At 36.5% G+C, this 17,908-nt stretch carries 18 protein-coding genes; 17 read left to right on the top strand and 1 reads right to left on the bottom strand.

The window, feature by feature from the left end; translation table 11 throughout:
• Nucleotides 1-38 precede the first annotated feature (38 nt).
• The 7 genes from F5ESL0259_RS05290 to F5ESL0259_RS05260 are packed head-to-tail and all read left to right on the top strand — an operon-like array spanning nucleotide 39 to nucleotide 6,764.
• Nucleotides 39-890, top strand: a complete 852-nt coding sequence (locus F5ESL0259_RS05290) for a tetrahydrofolate dehydrogenase/cyclohydrolase catalytic domain-containing protein (RefSeq protein WP_122037739.1) — start codon at nucleotides 39-41, stop codon at nucleotides 888-890.
• Entirely contained in the window at nucleotides 877-2,235 is a 1,359-nt protein-coding gene (xseA, locus tag F5ESL0259_RS05285; protein ID WP_122037738.1) for an exodeoxyribonuclease VII large subunit, read from the top strand. The genes F5ESL0259_RS05290 and xseA overlap by 14 nt, the downstream gene beginning before the upstream one ends.
• Entirely contained in the window at nucleotides 2,225-2,467 is a 243-nt protein-coding gene (locus F5ESL0259_RS05280; protein ID WP_046325068.1) for an exodeoxyribonuclease VII small subunit, read from the top strand. Before xseA ends, F5ESL0259_RS05280 begins: the two co-directional genes overlap by 11 nt.
• Before the next feature lie 12 nt (nucleotides 2,468-2,479).
• Nucleotides 2,480-3,346 carry a polyprenyl synthetase family protein gene (locus F5ESL0259_RS05275; protein ID WP_122037737.1) on the top strand — a complete coding sequence of 289 codons (867 nt, stop codon included), beginning with the start codon at nucleotides 2,480-2,482 and terminating at the stop codon, nucleotides 3,344-3,346.
• Nucleotides 3,346-4,158 carry a TlyA family RNA methyltransferase gene (locus F5ESL0259_RS05270; protein WP_122037736.1) on the top strand — a complete coding sequence of 271 codons (813 nt, stop codon included), beginning with the start codon at nucleotides 3,346-3,348 and terminating at the stop codon, nucleotides 4,156-4,158. Before F5ESL0259_RS05275 ends, F5ESL0259_RS05270 begins: the two co-directional genes overlap by 1 nt.
• Nucleotides 4,159-4,167: 9 nt before the next feature.
• Nucleotides 4,168-5,856 carry a DNA repair protein RecN gene (gene recN, locus F5ESL0259_RS05265; RefSeq protein WP_122037735.1) on the top strand — a complete coding sequence of 563 codons (1,689 nt, stop codon included), beginning with the start codon at nucleotides 4,168-4,170 and terminating at the stop codon, nucleotides 5,854-5,856.
• Between the two features lie 20 nt (nucleotides 5,857-5,876).
• A complete protein-coding gene (locus tag F5ESL0259_RS05260) occupies nucleotides 5,877-6,764 on the top strand; it encodes a GNAT family N-acetyltransferase (RefSeq protein ID WP_122037734.1) in 888 nt (295 codons plus the stop codon).
• A gap of 32 nt (nucleotides 6,765-6,796) precedes the next feature.
• Here F5ESL0259_RS05260 and F5ESL0259_RS05255 read toward each other — a convergent pair whose 3' ends face one another.
• Nucleotides 6,797-7,072: a hypothetical protein gene (locus tag F5ESL0259_RS05255; protein WP_046325063.1), complete on the bottom strand. Its 276-nt coding sequence runs from the start codon at nucleotides 7,070-7,072 to the stop codon at nucleotides 6,797-6,799.
• A gap of 177 nt (nucleotides 7,073-7,249) precedes the next feature.
• On the opposite strand from F5ESL0259_RS05255, the gene gmk reads away from it, so the two are divergent.
• From gmk to F5ESL0259_RS05205, 10 genes are all read left to right on the top strand, one after another.
• Nucleotides 7,250-7,864: a guanylate kinase gene (gene gmk / locus F5ESL0259_RS05250; RefSeq protein WP_122037733.1), complete on the top strand. Its 615-nt coding sequence runs from the start codon at nucleotides 7,250-7,252 to the stop codon at nucleotides 7,862-7,864.
• 1 nt (nucleotide 7,865) lies between these two features.
• Complete coding sequence (gene rpoZ, locus F5ESL0259_RS05245; protein ID WP_046325061.1) at nucleotides 7,866-8,084, top strand: DNA-directed RNA polymerase subunit omega; 219 nt, start codon at nucleotides 7,866-7,868, stop codon at nucleotides 8,082-8,084.
• 61 nt (nucleotides 8,085-8,145) lie between these two features.
• A complete protein-coding gene (gene priA, locus F5ESL0259_RS05240; RefSeq protein WP_122037732.1) occupies nucleotides 8,146-10,545 on the top strand; it encodes a primosomal protein N' in 2,400 nt (799 codons plus the stop codon).
• A 13-nt stretch (nucleotides 10,546-10,558) separates the two neighbouring features.
• Nucleotides 10,559-11,503, top strand: a complete 945-nt coding sequence (gene fmt / locus F5ESL0259_RS05235) for a methionyl-tRNA formyltransferase (RefSeq protein ID WP_122037731.1) — start codon at nucleotides 10,559-10,561, stop codon at nucleotides 11,501-11,503.
• Nucleotides 11,490-12,815 carry a 16S rRNA (cytosine(967)-C(5))-methyltransferase RsmB gene (rsmB, locus tag F5ESL0259_RS05230; RefSeq protein WP_122037730.1) on the top strand — a complete coding sequence of 442 codons (1,326 nt, stop codon included), beginning with the start codon at nucleotides 11,490-11,492 and terminating at the stop codon, nucleotides 12,813-12,815. The genes fmt and rsmB overlap by 14 nt, the downstream gene beginning before the upstream one ends.
• A 4-nt stretch (nucleotides 12,816-12,819) precedes the next feature.
• Nucleotides 12,820-13,569: a Stp1/IreP family PP2C-type Ser/Thr phosphatase gene (locus F5ESL0259_RS05225; RefSeq protein WP_122037729.1), complete on the top strand. Its 750-nt coding sequence runs from the start codon at nucleotides 12,820-12,822 to the stop codon at nucleotides 13,567-13,569.
• Nucleotides 13,566-15,545 (top strand): Stk1 family PASTA domain-containing Ser/Thr kinase, encoded by a 1,980-nt coding sequence (gene pknB / locus F5ESL0259_RS05220; protein WP_122037728.1) that lies wholly within the window; start codon nucleotides 13,566-13,568, stop codon nucleotides 15,543-15,545. The genes F5ESL0259_RS05225 and pknB overlap by 4 nt, the downstream gene beginning before the upstream one ends.
• The gene (rsgA, locus tag F5ESL0259_RS05215; protein ID WP_370448803.1) at nucleotides 15,541-16,431 is read left to right on the top strand and encodes a ribosome small subunit-dependent GTPase A; all 891 of its coding nucleotides are present in this window, start codon (nucleotides 15,541-15,543) and stop codon (nucleotides 16,429-16,431) included. The genes pknB and rsgA overlap by 5 nt, the downstream gene beginning before the upstream one ends.
• 8 nt (nucleotides 16,432-16,439) lie before the next feature.
• Nucleotides 16,440-17,090 (top strand): ribulose-phosphate 3-epimerase, encoded by a 651-nt coding sequence (gene rpe, locus F5ESL0259_RS05210; protein ID WP_122037785.1) that lies wholly within the window; start codon nucleotides 16,440-16,442, stop codon nucleotides 17,088-17,090.
• On the top strand, nucleotides 17,087-17,773 hold the full coding sequence (locus F5ESL0259_RS05205; RefSeq protein WP_122037726.1) for a thiamine diphosphokinase: 687 nt from the start codon (nucleotides 17,087-17,089) through the stop codon (nucleotides 17,771-17,773). Before rpe ends, F5ESL0259_RS05205 begins: the two co-directional genes overlap by 4 nt.
• The last annotated feature ends 135 nt before the right edge of the window (nucleotides 17,774-17,908 follow it).

Here is a 17,908-nt window from a genome sequence, read left to right as displayed (position 1 = left end):
TTATGCCGACTATTTTTTTAGAAAAGGAAATGACAAAAATGGGGCAGCTTTTAGATGGCAAGCGCTTGGCTGATATTCGTGCTCGAAAATTGCAAAAGCAAGTTTGCGAATTAAAATCGCTGGGGGTGCAGCCACTATTTTGCGTAATTAATATTGGTGACGATCCTAGCAGTAAAATTTACCTTAAAACTAAAAAGAGCAGAGCAGATCAGATTGGCATAGAGCAAAAACTGTTTCAATTGCCAAAAACCATACCGCAGCAAGAGCTATTAAAATTAATTAAACGTCTGAATAATGAAAAAGCGGTTAATGGCATCATGATTCAATTACCTGTACCAAAGCAGATTAATTTAAATGAAGTTTTAGCAGCTATTGATCCTGAAAAAGATGTTGATTGTCTGACACCTGCAAACATAGGACGTTTATGGCAAGGGGAACATTTTGTTGAACCCGCAACAGCACATGGCATTTTGGCTTTACTAGACTATTATCACATTACTTTAAAAGGTAAAAATGCGGTGATTATAGGTAGAAGTAGTATTGTAGGCAAACCCTTAGCTGCATTAATGCTTGAAAGGGATGCAACAGTTTCAATTTTACATTTAAAAACAAATAATTTGGCAGAATATACCAAAAGAGCTGATATTCTGGTGACAGCAACTGGACAAGCTAACTTAGTTACTGCTGATATGGTCAAAAAAGGTGCAGTTATCATAGATGTGGGCATCAGTCGCGTAAAGGGTAAAACTGTCGGTGATGTCGCTTTTGCTCAGGTTGCACCGCTAACCAGCTTTATTACTCCGGTGCCAGGGGGAGTGGGGCCACTCACAGTTGAATCTCTTATGGAACAGGTTGTCCAGTTGACAAGGAGAAAATATGGAAAGTGCTAAATATCTCACAGTTTCAGACCTAAATTACTATATAACGCAAAAGTTTAAAAACGATCCCTACTTACATAAAGTATTTCTTCAGGGTGAATTGTCTAATTTCCGTTATCGCCGCAACTCTCACCAGTATTTTTCACTAAAAGATGAAAAATCTAAAATTAATGTAGTAATGTTTCGGTCATATTTTGATAAAGTAAAGTTTAAGCCTGAAGAGGGGATGAAAGTCTATGTAACGGGTTACGTTAGTGTTTATGGCCCACAGGGTTCTTACCAGTTTTATGCAGAATCGATGGAACCGGCAGGACTAGGAGCCTTATATGAACAGCTGAAACAGTTGCAAAGAAAACTTGCAAATGAAGGATTATTCGACCAAAAATATAAAAAGCCCTTACCTCGTTTTCCTGATTATATTGCCGTTGTAACCAGTGCTTCTGGCGCTGTGATCCATGATATTTTAGTGACGGTTAACAGGAGATTTCCTCATGCAGAAGTTGATTTGTTCCCCGCTCAAGTCCAGGGAGATTCGGCTGCCGATTCATTAGTATCTGCGATGAAGCAAATAGCTCAGTTTAAAGATAAATATGATGTTATGATAATCGGTCGTGGCGGTGGTTCGCTTGAAGATTTATGGCCCTTTAATGAAGAAAGTGTAGTACGACAAGTGTTTGCTATGAAAATGCCGGTTATTTCTTCAGTAGGTCATGAAACGGACACTACATTATGTGATTTAGTTGCAGATGTGCGCGCTGCTACTCCCACAGCAGCTGCTGAATACGCTACTCCTAATTTGGCAGATGAATTAATTAATATTCGCCAAATGCAGAATAGTCTTGTTTCTAGTATGCAAAATACAATCAGAATTCGGCATGATACTTTAAATCGTATTAATAATTCTGTTATCATGCGAGAACCTACACGACTGTATGATGAACAGGCACAAACATTAGACCTTTTGCGAGATAATTTACATAATAATATGGTGCGTCAATTAGAACGCAGAAGACAAAGTTACCAGTTGGAAAAGCAAAGACTGCTTGCAGTCAGTCCTGGTAAAAAAATTGCAGCGTTATTGCAGCAATCAGATTTTTATTATCAGAGGTTAGTCGCCAATGCGAAGCAATGTTTACAAGTAAAACGCAATGCTTTGAGTCAGACAGGGCAGCAACTTAATGATTACAGTCCTCTCAAAACTTTGGACAGAGGTTATGCTTTTGTTACTGATAAACAAAATAAAACTGTTAGTTCTATTGCTCAAGTTAAAATAAAAGATGAAGTCAGACTGCATTTTAAAGACGGACAAGCGACAGCAATAATTGGTTCAACTAGGAGAGAAAAAAATGGCCACTAAGAAAAATAATTTTGAAGCAGAATTAAAAGAATTGCAGACAATTGTGAATAATTTGGAAAACGGTGATATTCCACTGGAAGATGCTCTTGAGCAGTTTCAAACAGGTGTCAAATTAAGCCGCAATTTGAATAAAAAATTAACTGAAGCTGAAGAAACAGTAGCAAAATTAATTGAGAGTGATGGTACTGAACGCAAGCTTGACCCCAATGATGCTGCTGCACCTGAAAAATAAAGAAGAGTAAAAATGACATTTAATGAATTCAAAGCAACATGGACTCCAGTAATAGATAACTTTTTAAGAGAACATCTTGAAAGTGAAGTTACAGATAAAAAGATAAGTCAAATCATGTCATATTCAGTTATGGCTGGTGGCAAGAGGCTGCGGCCATTACTATTTTTAGCAACTTTAGCTGCACTGAAAGCCAAAATTAGTGATAACGAAATAAGAATCGCGTGTGGAATTGAATTAATTCACACATATTCATTAATTCATGATGACTTACCCGCGATGGATAATGATGATTTTCGTAGAGGAAAATTAACAAGTCATAAAAAATGGGGTGAAGCTGAAGCAATTCTTGCTGGGGATGCACTATTACCAATGGGAATTCAGTGGATCGTTCAAGGAAGCAACTCAGCCAATTTAGTGAATATTATTACTAAAGCAGTGGGTCCCAATGGTATGGTTGGCGGTCAGTATTTAGATATCGACTCTACTAATAATGAAAGTGTCGCTCATAATTCTGAATTTATAAATAAGATGGAATGGTTAAAAACGGGCTGTTTGCTCAGAGCGTGTGTTGAAATGGCAGCAGATTATGGTCATGCAAATATGTCCCAAAGAAAGCAACTTCTCCAATTTGCTCATGCTTTTGGTCGTTCGTATCAAATTTATGATGATTTAGTTGATGTGATCGAAACTAGTGAAGAAGCAGGTAAGAAAACGCATAAAGATTCCGAAAATGGCAAGAATAATACCCTAACTTTACTGGGAATTGCTCAAAGCCGTGAAGAGTTATCTGCTCTAATTAATGAAGCTCAGCAATCTTTAAAAAATATTGACTCACATGTTTTAGCAGGATTTCTGGATTTATATAAAAAGGTATTGTAATGGTAAAAAAGAGAGCGGATATTTTATTAGTTCAGCAAGGATTATTTCATTCGCGGACTCAGGCTCAGCGGGCTATTATGGCCGGATTAGTTTCTGATCATAATCACCAGAGAATTGATAAAAGCGGTACCAGTTTTCCCGTTGATGAAATATTTTATATCAAAAAAAATGATAAGAAGTATGTCTCTCGCGGAGGTTTTAAGCTTGCCAAAGCCTTAAAATCTTTTCAGATTGATTTATCAGATAAAATCTGCCTTGATATCGGTGCTTCTACTGGCGGTTTTACAGATGTAGCTTTACAGAATAAGGCTAAACTCGTTTACGCATTGGATGTTGGCTATAATCAACTTGCATGGCAGCTGCGAGATGATCCTCGTGTAATTGTGATGGAAAAACAAAATTTTCGTTATAGTCAGCTAAGTGATTTCACTCACGGACAGCCCGAATTTGCGATGACAGATGTTTCTTTTATTTCGCTTGATTTAATTATGCCGCCGATGTTTCAGATCTTAAAAGATGGCTGTGATGCAGTTTGTTTAATAAAACCGCAGTTTGAAGCAGGTCCACAGCATGTCGGCAAACATGGAATAGTCCATGACCATGCTGTTCATTGTGCTGTCATTAAGCATACAATTACAAAGGCAAGAGCAATTGGATTTAATGTTCTTAATATTGACTATTCACCGATAAAAGGTGGCAAAGGTAATATTGAATTTTTAATACATTTACAAAAAGAAGAAAAAGATGGCGGCAAATTGTTATGGTCTGGGACCCCGGAAGAAGTGGTTGCTCGGGCTGTTGCCGATCTTTAGGAGAAAGAAATGTTAGTTGAACTGGATATTAAAAATTTTGCCATTATAAAAGCATTGAAGGTTCGCTTTCAAGAAAATATGACTGTCTTAATTGGTGAAACTGGTGCTGGGAAATCTATTATTATCGATGCAGTTTCTTTATTAATGGGCAGCCGTGGTCAAAAAGAAATGATTCGCAGTGGTGAGAAAAAGGCTGTTGTTACAGGCTTGTTTGAAGTTGACCATGTGACTAAAAAAATTACTGAAATTTGTGAAAAATATGGTATTCCCAATACAGACAACCAATTGATTATCAGCAGGGAATTAGCTGTTAAAGGACGCAATATTGTTCGAATAAACGGTCAATTAACCACAATTAATGTTTTACGAGAGTTGGGTAATTATCTGGTTGATATTCATGGCCAAAATGACCAGCAGATTTTAATGGATCAGGATAGACAAATCGATTTAGTGGATAATTACGCGTCAAATGATTTTAAACAAGAACTCTCACTTTACCAATCAAATTTTAAAAAGTGGCAAAAATTAACAGTGCAAATTAGTCATTTGCGTAAAAATGCACAGGAAATGGCACAAAAACAAGATATTTTGTCCTTTCAAAATGACGAACTGTCTAAGGCTGACTTGAAAGATCCTCATGAAGATGATCAACTTGAAGAAGAATATAATGAATTAAATAATTATCAAAAAATCGTTGATACTGCTAATTATTTAATGCAATTATATGATGACGAGGATCACGGTATTGAAACTTTAATAGGTAACGCTCAAAGTGCCGCAAATGAACTCACAGAGTATGGTGCAAAATTTAAAGATATTGCCAAGACAATTGATGATGGGGTTTTTGCTTTAAGTGATGCGCGCAGTGAACTATCAAATGTTCTTGACGAAATGGACTTTGATGAGGAAAGATTTCAATATGTTTCCAGCAGGTTAGATTTGCTTAATTCACTCAAGAAAAAATATGGTCCTTCGTTAGAAGATGTTTTTGCTTTTTATGACAAAATCCAGACTGAATTGGGTCAATATGAAGCTGGCGGACTTGATGAGGAAAAACTGCAAAAGCAGCTCAAAAATCTTGAACAAGAGCTTCAGGCTGAAGCAAAAAGTCTGCATGACATGAGAAAAAAAGTAGCTGCGAGTTTGGAAAGCAAAATCAAGCAGGAATTAGCAGATTTATACATGGCTAAGGCTCGCTTTAGTATTGATTTTAGAACGACCAAAACTTTTACTAATAAAGGTATAGATAATATTGTGTTTTTAATTGCACCAAACCCGGGTGAAGAATTGATGCCTTTGGTCAAGATTGTATCAGGAGGAGAACAATCCCGTTTGATTTTGGCTTTGAAGACAATTTTCAGTAAAGTTGAACCAGTAGGAACAATGATTTTTGATGAAATTGATACTGGCGTCTCCGGTCGCGTTTCCGCGGCAATTGGTCAAAAATTGCATTCAATTGGTGAAAATAAACAAGTTATTGCCATTACACATTCACCGCAAGTTGCTGCTGCGGGAGATCAGAAATATTTGGTAGCCAAGAAAGTCAAAGATGGTGCTACTTATACTCAAATTGGGCCTTTAACTCAGGAAGAAACAATAACTGCAATTGCAGAAATGATGGCTGGTAGTGACGTGACACAAGCAGCTAAACAAAATGCCAAGGATTTGATGAGGAGCTTTAAAAGAAAAAAGAAATAATAATAGTGAGAGGGAAAAGAATGGAAGTTGTTGAAAAAGTTACTTTAAATAACGAGGAGACTAAACAGGCTGCTGGTTTAAATAAAAGAATAAATAAAGCTGATCATACCTACTCTAATATTTATTTAAGCAACAAGTACAACTATTTTGGTGATATGCCAACATTTGTCTTAGCTTATGAAGGACAAAAGTTAATCGGTTTAACAATGCTTTATGCTGATGATGGTCCTGCTGAAGAAGTCGAAGTTAACTTAGTAGTTGATCCTGAATTTCGCAGACACCACGTTGCTAGCAAAATGTGGAAGCATGCCAAACGAATTATGCTGCAATTTGGTTACCATAAGTGGGAATTTCCAACAGAAAAAGCTTTTTTGGCAAAGAATCCGGAATTTTTAACCAATTGCAAGTTGACTGCAGTGAAAGAAGATTCTGATTATTATATGCGGACTGAACAACCTTTGCCACTTGATAAAGCAGATAGATTAAACCAAATTTTAGCAGTTAAACTTTTAGCCGAAAACTATGTAGATCAAGTTGCTAAGGCTCACAGTCATGCTTTTGGAGATGAGATTGCGACATCTACAAAATATGTTAAAAATGCGTTGGCAGATAAGGATACTACAAGCTTTATTTTATTAAAAGGTAATGAAGTTGCTGGTTATTGTGCTGTGGATCATGGCGATAACGAAGATTACTTTTTTGGCTTGTTTATTGATAAGCCATTTCGGGGACAAGGCTTTGGGACATTTTTTATCAAAAAGATGATTGCAATTTTGCAAAAGGAAGGCAGCAGAGTTTTTGCTTTAAATGCTGATGTTGAAAATAAAGCGGCTATTCACATTTATGAAAAAGCTGGTTTTAAAATACTAAGTGAAACACTGTATTTAAAAAGCCAAGAATCACATTGATTCCTGGCAATAAATTATTTTAGTAAAATTGACTATTCAAGATCAATTCTGAAAATATTATCAATATCAATAATCTTTATAATCTTTTTATTTACTGAACGCAAAATAAAGCGCCCTGCAGAAATACGGTTGATAATTTGGCCGATTTCACTTGTTCCGTCCTGATAACTGATTAGCACATATGAGCGGCCAAGTAGAGCTCTATTGAGTTCAGCTAAAATTTCATAATTATATTGGCTGTAAATACTTAATTTTTCATCATCATAATCGAAAAAATAGTGACAAAGTTTTTTTAGTGAGTTTTTCATCAAACCATCCCTTGTATTTAACCGAACATTTGTTTGACAACTTATATTATAAGAACATCTGTTCTAAAAAACAAGTGTTAAATTTAAATTTTTTTGTTGGTTAAAAATACCATGACTTGAAAATATTATCATTTTAGTGCAAACTAGATACAATAGCTTTTCATAAGGGAGTTTGGCATGACAGAAAAAGGTTTGTTACTTGTCCTTTCGGGTCCCTCGGGAGTAGGTAAGGGTACCGTTAAAAGTGCAATTGTGAAGAATAAAGTTTTTCCATTTGAATATTCCGTGTCCATGACCACCAGACAGCCACGGCCTGGAGAGATCAATGGTAAAGATTATTTTTTTGTTACTGAAGAACGATTTAAGCAGGCAATCAGTCAAAATGAACTTTTGGAGTATAATCAATATGTGAACCATTATTATGGCACTCCTAAGGCACCAGTTGCAAAAATGCTTGATGAAGGTAAAGATGTTCTGCTGGAAATTGACGTTAATGGTGCCCGAAAAGTTAGACAAGAAATGCCTGATGGAGTGTTTATTTTTCTCACGCCACCTGATTTGCATACATTACATACCAGGTTGGAAAATCGTGGTACTGAATCAGAAGATGTGATTATGGGCCGGATAAAGCAGGCTCGTCAAGAAATTCTGGTGATGCAGGATTATGATTATGCTGTTGTTAATGATACAGTTGCCAATGCAGTTGATCATATCAAGGCGATTGTCGAAGCAGAACATGTTAGTGTAAAACGTGTCATTGATACTTATCGCAAAATGGTTAAGGAGGACTAAAATGAGAGTTACATATCCATCTATTGATAAATTGTTGGCACAGGTTGATTCAAGATATTCTTTATCAGTTCTTGCGGCCAAAAGAGCACATGAATTGGAAGACGGTGATCCTGAAGCTTTAAAAAGCTACAAATCACAAAAACCAGTTGGTAAGGCTTTAGAAGAAATAGAAGCTGGTAAAGTTACCGTTGATCCCAATCATCGCGAGGTTAATCAGTAATTAATAAAATTTATGACCTCCATCCTAAAAGAGATGGAGGTCATTTTTTGAAGGTGATTAAATGATTGCACAAGTAATCGTTGATGTTGCGGCTAAGCAAACGGATCGAGTCTTTGAATATCATGTGCCAAAGGAACTTGGTAAAGTTGAAATAGGCTCAAGGGTCTTTGTCCCATTCGGTCCACGCAAATTACAAGGCTTCGTGGTAGGACTAAATACGACAAGTCAATATCAAGGTAAATTAAAAGATTTACTTTTAGTGGTTGATGAAATGCCGCCGCTAACTTCGGAATTAGTAAAGCTGTCAAAGGATTTAGCTGATAATATTTATTCTTATCGCATATCAATTTTAAAAACGATGCTTCCAAGAATTATGCGGGCCAACTACCGTAAAATTCTGGTACCTAATTCAGCAAAGGCGCAAAAAATGGGTCTTTTCCAGGGAGACCCATTGGATTTAACTAAAATAACCGACAATAAGCAAATTGCCGCCATACGTCAATTATTGCATTCAAATGATGCCAAAGTTGAATACCTTGTTGAAAATAAAGCCCGGGTTAAAACTGAAAACGAATATTCTTTATGCAAAACTAAGAAAGAATATGTCCGTATCTACGAGTCATTAAGGAAAAATGCTGTTAAACAAAAGCAGCTCATTATGTATTTAATCGAAAATTTTAATAATTTTCCTTTAATGCAAAGTCAAATTGAAAATAATACACACCTCAATACAGTTTCATTAACCAATGCTGTCAAAAAGGGCTGGCTTAATAAAAAGCAGATTGAAAAATATCGTGATCCATTGACAGACTATAATCGCTCCAAAGATGAGTCTAAAAAAATTAAGCTAAACAAGGATCAAAAAGAGGCACTTAACCATATAGTACCAGCAATTAAAGTAAAAAAGCCGCGTATCTTCTTATTGGAAGGTGTGACTGGCAGCGGTAAAACTGAAGTCTATTTAAATGCTATCAGCGCTACGCTAAAAGAGGGCAGAAATGCTTTAATGATGGTTCCGGAAATATCTTTAACTCCACAAATGGTTGAGCAAGTTAAGAGCCGATTTGGTCAACAAGTTGCTGTTTTGCATAGCGGCTTGTCTGAAGGCGAAATGTATGATGAATGGCGTCGCATACGACGTAATGAGGTCCGTGTTGTGGTGGGAGCCAGAAGTGCAGTTTTTGCGCCCTTAGAAAATATTGGCTTGATCGTGATTGACGAAGAGCATGAATCATCGTACAAGCAGGAGGACAATCCGCGCTATCATGCTCGGGATGTTGCAATTTGGCGCAGTAAGTATCACTCTTGTCCCCTAATATTAGGCAGTGCAACTCCGTCTCTTGGAAGCAGAGCACGCGCGCAAAAGGGCGTTTATCAATTGTTGAGGTTACTACATCGTGCTAATAAACAAAGTTTACCCCAAGTTAACATTGTGGATTTAAAAAAGGCAAATTATACTGGTGGACAGTTCGACCTTTCTACCGAGTTGGTTAACGCAATAAAGCAAAGAATAGCTAAGAATGAGCAGGTAATTTTAATGTTAAATCGACGGGGCTTTGCTAACTTCATGCTTTGTCGTGAATGTGGCTATGTCATGAAGTGTCCTAATTGCGATCTTTCATTGACTATGCATAAAGATACAAATAAAATGCAGTGCCATTATTGTGGTTATGCGACGGCAATTCCTGAAAAATGTCCAAATTGTCAAAGTAAAAAAATACGTTTTTTGGGAACTGGTACCCAAAAAGTAATGACAGAGCTAAATCAATTATTACCAGGTACTCGCGTCTTACGGATGGATGTAGATACCACCAGAAGAAAGGGTGCATTTAAAAAAATTCTAGATGCATTTGGCAACCATGAAGCTGATATATTGCTGGGCACGCAAATGATTGCTAAGGGACTTGATTTTCCTAATGTGACATTGGTAGGAGTTATTAATGCTGACACAGGTCTTTGGCTGCCAGATTATAATGCTTCTGAACGTACTTTTGAATTACTCACTCAAGTGGCAGGCCGAGCCGGTCGAGCTCAAAAAAAGGGAGAGGTAATCATCCAAACATTTAATCCAGGTCATTATGCGGTTAAACTAGCTAAGACACAGGATTATGAACGTTTTTATCAATACGAAATGCGTGTTAGACATGCTGGTAATTATCCGCCATATTTTTATACTGTTTTGGTTTCAGTAGCTGCGAAAAAAGAACAAAATGCTGCTAGAGAGGCTTTTAAGATAAAAAAATGGTTACAGCCAAAATTACACCAAGCAACAATAGTTTTAGGTCCAACACCTAGTGCAATTTCTCGTCTAAAAAACAAATATTATTATCAAATACTGGTAAAATATAAAAAAGAAGATAATCTTAACCAGTTATTACATCAAATCCAAGATTCGGCACAAAAAATGAAAAAGTATGGCTTATCTGTCTATATTGATAATGAGCCTGAACGCATAATGTAAAGGGGAATGTTTAATGACATCAATAATTTTTTTAGGAACACCTAAATTTGCTGTGCCTATTTTAAAGGCGCTTGCAGATGAAAAATATGAAATCAAGGCAGTGGTTACTCAACCTGACAAAAAAGTTGGTCGCAAGCAGGAAGTTACTGAGTCTCCAGTTAAGGTTTTAGCTCAAAAATTAAATTTACCAGTTTTTCAACCTGCTCATTTGGCAAAATCAGAAGAAGTAGCTGCACTAACAGCGATGCAGGCAGACTTGATTATCACTGCTGCTTATGGTCAATTTTTACCTAGTAAATTTTTGCAATCAGCTAAAATAGCTGCAGTTAATGTTCATGGTTCATTATTGCCGAAGTATCGTGGTGGGGCGCCCATCCAATACGCTCTGATCAACGGAGATAAGCAAACTGGAGTAACAATTATGGAAATGGTTAAGCAAATGGATGCTGGTGCCATATATGCTCAAAAAGCAATCGCCATTCAAAAAGATGATACAGCAGGAACCGTGTTTGAAAAATTGTCTTTTTTGGGACGTGACTTATTGCTTCAAACTTTGCCTCAAATTATTGCAGATCCTCAGAAAAAAACGGCTCAAGATGAAACTAAAGTAGTATTTTCTCCCAATATTAGCAAAGAGCAGGAACAAATAAAAATAAGTATGACTGCAACGAAAGCCAACAACTTGATTCGCGGTCTTAATCCCGCTCCCGGAGCTTATTTGCTGGTTGATAATAAAAGGTTTAAAGTATGGCGGGCCGAAGTGGCTCCAGAAACTACCACTCTACCAGCTGGAACAGTAGTTGCTAATAAAAAACGTTTTGCTATCAGTTTTGCCAATCATACGGTTTTAAATTTACTTGAGGTTCAACCAGCAGGAAAGAAAAAAATGACTGTAAAAAGCTTTTTAAACGGACAAGGAAAAAGCTTTGCTATAGGTGATAAAATTGTCGGCTCCTAAAAGTGCCCGGTCAGTGGCCCTGTCTACTTTAATTCGTGTATTGTGTTCAGGTTCCTATTCAAATATTAGTTTTAATAATAGTTTGCGTGAAGCTAAGCTTAGTCAAGCTGATCAGAATTTAGCAACTAGAATTGTTTACGGCACTATACAAGAAAAAATTTATTTGGAGTATCAACTTCATGATTTATTGAAGACAGAACTCAAGGAAGATTACCTCTGGCCATTATTATTGCTGTCTGCTTACCAAATCTTGTTTATGGACAGCATTCCCGCTAGAGCGGTCCTAAATGAGGCTAATAAATTGGCAAAAGAATACGGTAAGAGGCATTCTGCTGGATTTAAAATTGTCAACGGTATCTTACGTGCTTTGTTAAGAAGAGGCTCAATCTTGCCAGATAAAAAAGACAAGACGCTTTATCTTAGTGTCAAAGAAAGCACGCCTAAGTGGTTAGTTCAGTACTTGATTAGTCATTGGGGTGAAGATAGAACCGCTGCCATATTAGCTAGTATTAATAAGCCGTCTAAAAATACAGTGAGAGTTTCAAAATTGGCTGATTATAATTCGGTCAAAAAAGAGTTATCAAATTTAGGATTTCTTCCTGCTGATTCTCAAATTGCTTCAGATGAACTGATTTTAGCACATGGGGGAATCTTTAAAACTGACTTATTTAAGCAAGGAAAATTGACAATTCAAGATGAAGCTGCTAGTTTGGCGGTAAGCGCTTTTGCTTTTAAGGGTAATGAAGAAGTTCTTGATGCCTGTAGTGCACCAGGAGGTAAAACTGTTCAGATCGCTGAAAATTTGAACCAGGGTCATGTTACCGCCCTTGATATACATGAAAATAAGCTGCGTTTAGTTAAAGAGAATGCCAGCAGGATGCATGTGGCATCAAAAGTAATTGTCAAGCCACTTGATGCTAGAAAAGCAGATCAAGAATTTAAAAAAGAGCAATTTAATAAAATTTTAGTGGACGCTCCTTGTTCTGGATTAGGTCTTATTAGGCGGAAACCGGAAATCCGTTATACTAAAACATTAAATGACTTAACTAAATTGCAACAAATTCAATTAAATATTTTAGATCATATAAGTTCCTTATTAAGTCAAGATGGAGAATTAGTGTATGCGACATGCACTATTTCCCAAGAAGAGGACGAAGACGTAGTTAAAGCTTTTTTAAAAAGGCATGATGAGTATGAATTACAGCCTTTTACAGCGGGTAAGCTAAAAGCCCCAAAAGGGATACTTAAAATCTTACCAGATAGTTATGATAGCGATGGCTTTTTTATTGCTAAGTTTAAATTGCGAGGTTAGAGTTTTGATTAAAACAGCATTTGCTTCTAGTATTGGACGAATACGCAAGAGCAACCAGGATTCTGTCCAGGTTTTTAAAAATAAAAAAAATGCTTTACTAGCTATTGTTTGTGACGGCATGGGCGGACATCAAGGCGGAGATGTGGCTTCGACTATGGCTGTGAGTCACTTGGGTCATAATTTTGGTGTAACCGACTTTTACGATTCAAACAGTGCACGTAAATGGCTGAATGTTCAACTAAGTAATGAAAATGAAACAATTTTGAGAACAGCTGACCGTTTTCCGGATTTAAACGGCATGGGAACAACAATAGTATTGGCTGTGATTTTCAACAATGAAGCTTTAATCGCTCATTTAGGAGATTCAAGAGCCTATGGCTACTCAGATGGAAAATTCGTCCAACTTGTAGAAGATCATTCTCTGGTTAATGAATTGGTTAAACTGGGGCAAATTACTAAGCAGCAAGCTAGAAACCATCCTCAAAAAAATATAATTACTCAGTCACTTGGAGTTTCCAGCACAATTGATCCAGAATTTAAGCAGGTTACTTTAAATGATAATGATATTATTTTGCTTTGCACTGATGGATTGACCAATTCGCTAAGTGATCCTCAGATTCAACAAATACTTGCGACGAAAGATTTGTCTTTAAAGGGTCGTTGCCAAAAGCTGATTGATGAAGCTAATCGTTTAGGTGGCCAGGACAATATCACTGCTTGCTTGATTTTAAATGAAGGCGGTGACAAACAATGATCAATAAGGGCTATTTGTTAGGTGACCGTTATCGCATAATTGATACTTTAGGTGAAGGCGGCATGGCTAATGTCTATCTAGCCGAAGATATTATTCTGCAACGAAAAGTAGCCGTTAAAATTCTGCGGCTTGATTTACAAAAGGAACCTCAGACTTTGGCTCGTTTTCAACGAGAAGCACTTGCCACTAGTGAACTAAGTCATCCTAACATAGTGATGGTGCTGGATGTTGGCACTGACCACGGTTTACCTTACATGGTTATGGAATACGTTGATGGCCCTGATTTAAAAGACTATATTATAGCAAATTCACCCTTAAATTTGGGTAATATTATTAAAATCATGGACCAAATATTGAGTGCAATGTCCCTGGCTCATAAGCATAATGTGATTCACAGGGATCTGAAGCCGCAAAATATTTTAATGGACAAGCATGGTAACATCAAAATTGCAGACTTTGGTATAGCTGTAGCTTTAAATCAAAATTCTGTTACCCAGACTAATTCCGCAATCGGATCTGTTCATTATATGTCTCCAGAACAAACTAGAGGTGGACTTGTTACCAAGCAATCTGATATTTATTCTTTGGGAATAATTTTATATGAATTAATTACGGGTCATGTGCCATTTAATGGCGATTCAGCGGTTTCCATTGCTTTAAAACATGCTCAAGAGCCTATTCCGTCAATCAGAAAACAAGATCCTAATATTCCCCAACCACTAGAGAATGTGGTCTTAAAAGCAACAGCAAAGGATCCTCGTGACCGGTATGATTCTGCTAAGGAAATGAAAGATGACCTTGATACCAGTTTGGAACCAGGACGAGCTAATGAACCAGTTTTCAAACCCACTCATGGCAATAATGATGATGAAACCATTATTTTGCCAAATTTCAAGCCTAATCGAGTAGTCGAAAAGACTGATTCGCAAAATAGAACTCAAGAAAAGACTGATGACTATCAAAAAAATTCTTCCAGTTTTACGCAAGCTTTGCGTAAACATAAATGGTGGTGGCTTTTTGTAGGTATTGCCGCGGTCTTAATAATTGGCTTAATGTTTTTTGTGCTAAATAATAATAAAAATAGTGATATACGAATTCCTGACGTTACAAACCTAAGTGAAAAGAAAGCAAGAAGTAAACTTGAAAATGTTGGCTTAAAGGTTGGCAAAATTAAGCATAGAAGTTCTGATAGTATTGATCGCGGCAAAGTAATTGAAACTTCACCAGTTGCTGGCTCGGAAATAAAACGAGGTCGATATATAGACCTGTATATTTCTGATGGAGCAGGTATGGTTCAAGTACCTGATGTAACTGGTGACGAGTATGGCATTGCTGTACAAAAACTTGAAAAATTAGGATTTGAAGTAATCCGTGAAAATCAATTTTCATCCAGTGTTCCACCTGATCATGTTATTTCTCAAAGTGTTGCTGCCGATGTTGAAGTAAAGCCGGAACAAACAACAATTACGTTAGTAATATCTAAAGGAAAAAATCCGCGTTCGAAGCATCGTATGATTAAATTACCTGATTTAAAAGATTATTCTTTAAAGCAGGCACAAGAATTTGCACATAAACACGGCTTAACACTGCAAGTTAGCTCTGCATATTCCAGCAAAGTAAAGAAAGGAATGATTATTTCCATGAGTCCGGCTGCAGGTACACAGGTTCCTCGTGGAAGTACAATTTCTGTCAATGTTTCAGAGGGATCAAAAAAAGAACGCAATTTGACGGCAATTAAAAACTTTACGGTTAGCTACGAAGATAATGATGAAGATGATTCTGATAATAAGCGCGGTAATCATGTTCAAATATATATTGCAGATGATAATCATTCAATTGATAATATTTACCGAGATTTATATATCAGAAAAGACATGAATTTCTCAATCCCATTCGAACTTAAGGATGGCCCTGGCCAACTGAAAGTAGTACGTGATGGCCAGATAATTTTGAATGAGAAGGTCAAAAATGATTAAAAAGGATCAAGGGATTGTTATTGGTCTGATTGCAGGCTTTTACGATGTCCAAACTGCTAATGATGTTGTAAGAACTCGTGCCAGGGGAGTTTTTCGCAAAAACAAGTTAAAGCCAACTGTTGGTGATCACGTTAAAATCCAAATTGATGACCAAGGCACAAATTATTTAGTGGAAGTTCTACCACGCAAAAACCTGATTGGTCGGCCTGCTTTAGCTAACGTGAATCATGTTTTACTAGTAATGTCAGCAGTTCAACCCGATTTTTCTCTGCAGTTATTGGATCGCTTTTTAACTTTCTTTTCATGGCAAGGCGTTGATGTAAGTATTTACCTTTCAAAGAGCGATTTACTAAGTAGGTCAAAGCTAAAGAAGATTCACGAAGACTTGCTATATTATAATGATATAGGATATCAAATTTATTATAGTCAAGAAGAGGTTGCTAATAACCTGATTCATGAGATTGATACTGAAAGCATCTGGACTCTTGCAGGACAATCTGGCGCCGGTAAATCTACTTTAATTAATTCACTTCAAAGTGACGTCAAGCAAGAAACGGGCGTCATTTCTAATTCCTTAAATCGGGGCAAGCATACTACCAGGACAGTTAACCTTTTTTCTTTAGGAAAAGGTTATCTTGCAGATACTCCAGGCTTTTCAGCAATTGACCTTACGCCAATTAAAGTAAAAGAGTTATGCGATTATTTTATTGAATTTAAAAAAGCCAGTAAAAATTGTAGGTTTCGGGTTTGTCAGCATTTGAACGAGCCTAGTTGTGAAGTGAAAAGATTGGTTGAAGCGGGAAAAATAAAAAAAAGCCGCTATGATGATTATTTGCTAATTCGCAAAGAAATAGAAAATGGTAGGCTACCGGAGTATTTAAAGTGAGGAGAAAAATATTGATTGCACCATCAATTTTAAATATTAATAATCTAAATTTGGGAAAAGATATTCAAACTGCGATTGATTGCGGAATTAGTCGCTTTCATATTGATATTATGGATGGACATTTTGTGCCAAATTTATCTTTTGGTCCACAGCTTGTATCCGACCTTAAAAAGACTTTTCCCACAACTGAAGTTGAGGTTCATTTAATGAGTAATAACCCTGATGTTTTGGTACCTGCTTTTGTCAAAGCGGGAGCACAAATAATGTTACTTCACTATGAGGCAATGAACGAGAATAAACTTAATTACTGGCTGCATTATTTAAAAGAAAACCATGTTAAGGCGGGTTTAGTTCTTAATCCCAATACTTCAATTTCAGTTTTAAAAAAATATCTTAGGAAAGTTGATCAGATTCTTTTAATGACTGTTTATCCAGGTTTTGGTGGCCAAAAGTTCATTCCGGAATCTTCTTCAAGGATTAAACAGGCCGTTAGTTTGAGCTCTGGAAAAGTACCAATTGAAGTTGATGGGGGAATTAACAAACAGACTGCTAAAATTGCCAAGGATGCAGGAGCAGAAATTTTCGTTGCTGGGTCTTATTTATTTTGTCAAGATAGTATTAAACAGCAAATTAGAGAGTTAGAAGGTATATTGCAATGAAATCCTTCGCACTGTTAGGCGCGCCTAAACAGTTATGGCCTGACGATCTTAAACAGCAATTTTTATTAGCTAATAGGACCGGTGATTTAGTAATAGGTGTTGATCGTGGGGCTCTTCTTTTGCAAGAAATGGGCATTAAAGTAGATGTGACCGAGGGGGATTTTGATTCACTGCAAAAAAATGAACTAGCAGAAATTGAAAAAAATGTCGCTGATATTAGATATTCTAATCCAGAAAAAGATTGGACTGATGCGGAGCTAGCTATTCGCTGCGCCTTTTTAGATTACCATGTTTCTCATTTAACTCTTTTTGGTGCCACGGGTGGGCGCTTAGATCACTTTTTGTCTAATTTTTTGATGGCTCTTAAGCCCGAATTTAAAGAGTTTGCTGAAAAAATAGCGCTCATTGATCAGCAAAATTCAATTAGTTTTTATAATGCTGGGAAACATTTAGTTAAAAGGCAGCTAGGCTATAAATATTTTGGAGTAGTAACTTTAACCGGTGTCTTGAATTTAAATATAAATAGAGCTAAATATAATTTGGCTAAATATTGGAGCGCAAACCCTGTCTCTTTTAGCTCGAATGAATTTTTACCAGGAAAAGATGCATTTGAACTTTCATTTACAAGAGGAGTGGTAGCAGTCATTCAATCTAAAGATATTAATCGCTTTCAAAATATTTAAGCAACAAAAAAGCAGAAGATTTCTTCTGCTTTTTTATTTCCCAAAATCTGTTTAAAAGTTTATGTTTAAATAGAGATATTCTTATTGCTCTTTCAATTAATTTTCAAGTCAAAAAAAGACAAGTTATAGTCTGTA

The organism is Lactobacillus sp. ESL0259, from assembly GCF_003693045.1.
GTDB classification, from domain to species: Bacteria; Bacillota; Bacilli; order Lactobacillales; family Lactobacillaceae; genus Lactobacillus; species Lactobacillus melliventris.
The sequence above is the reverse complement of the archived record's forward strand: the minus strand, read 5'-3'. Positions and strand labels throughout refer to the sequence as shown.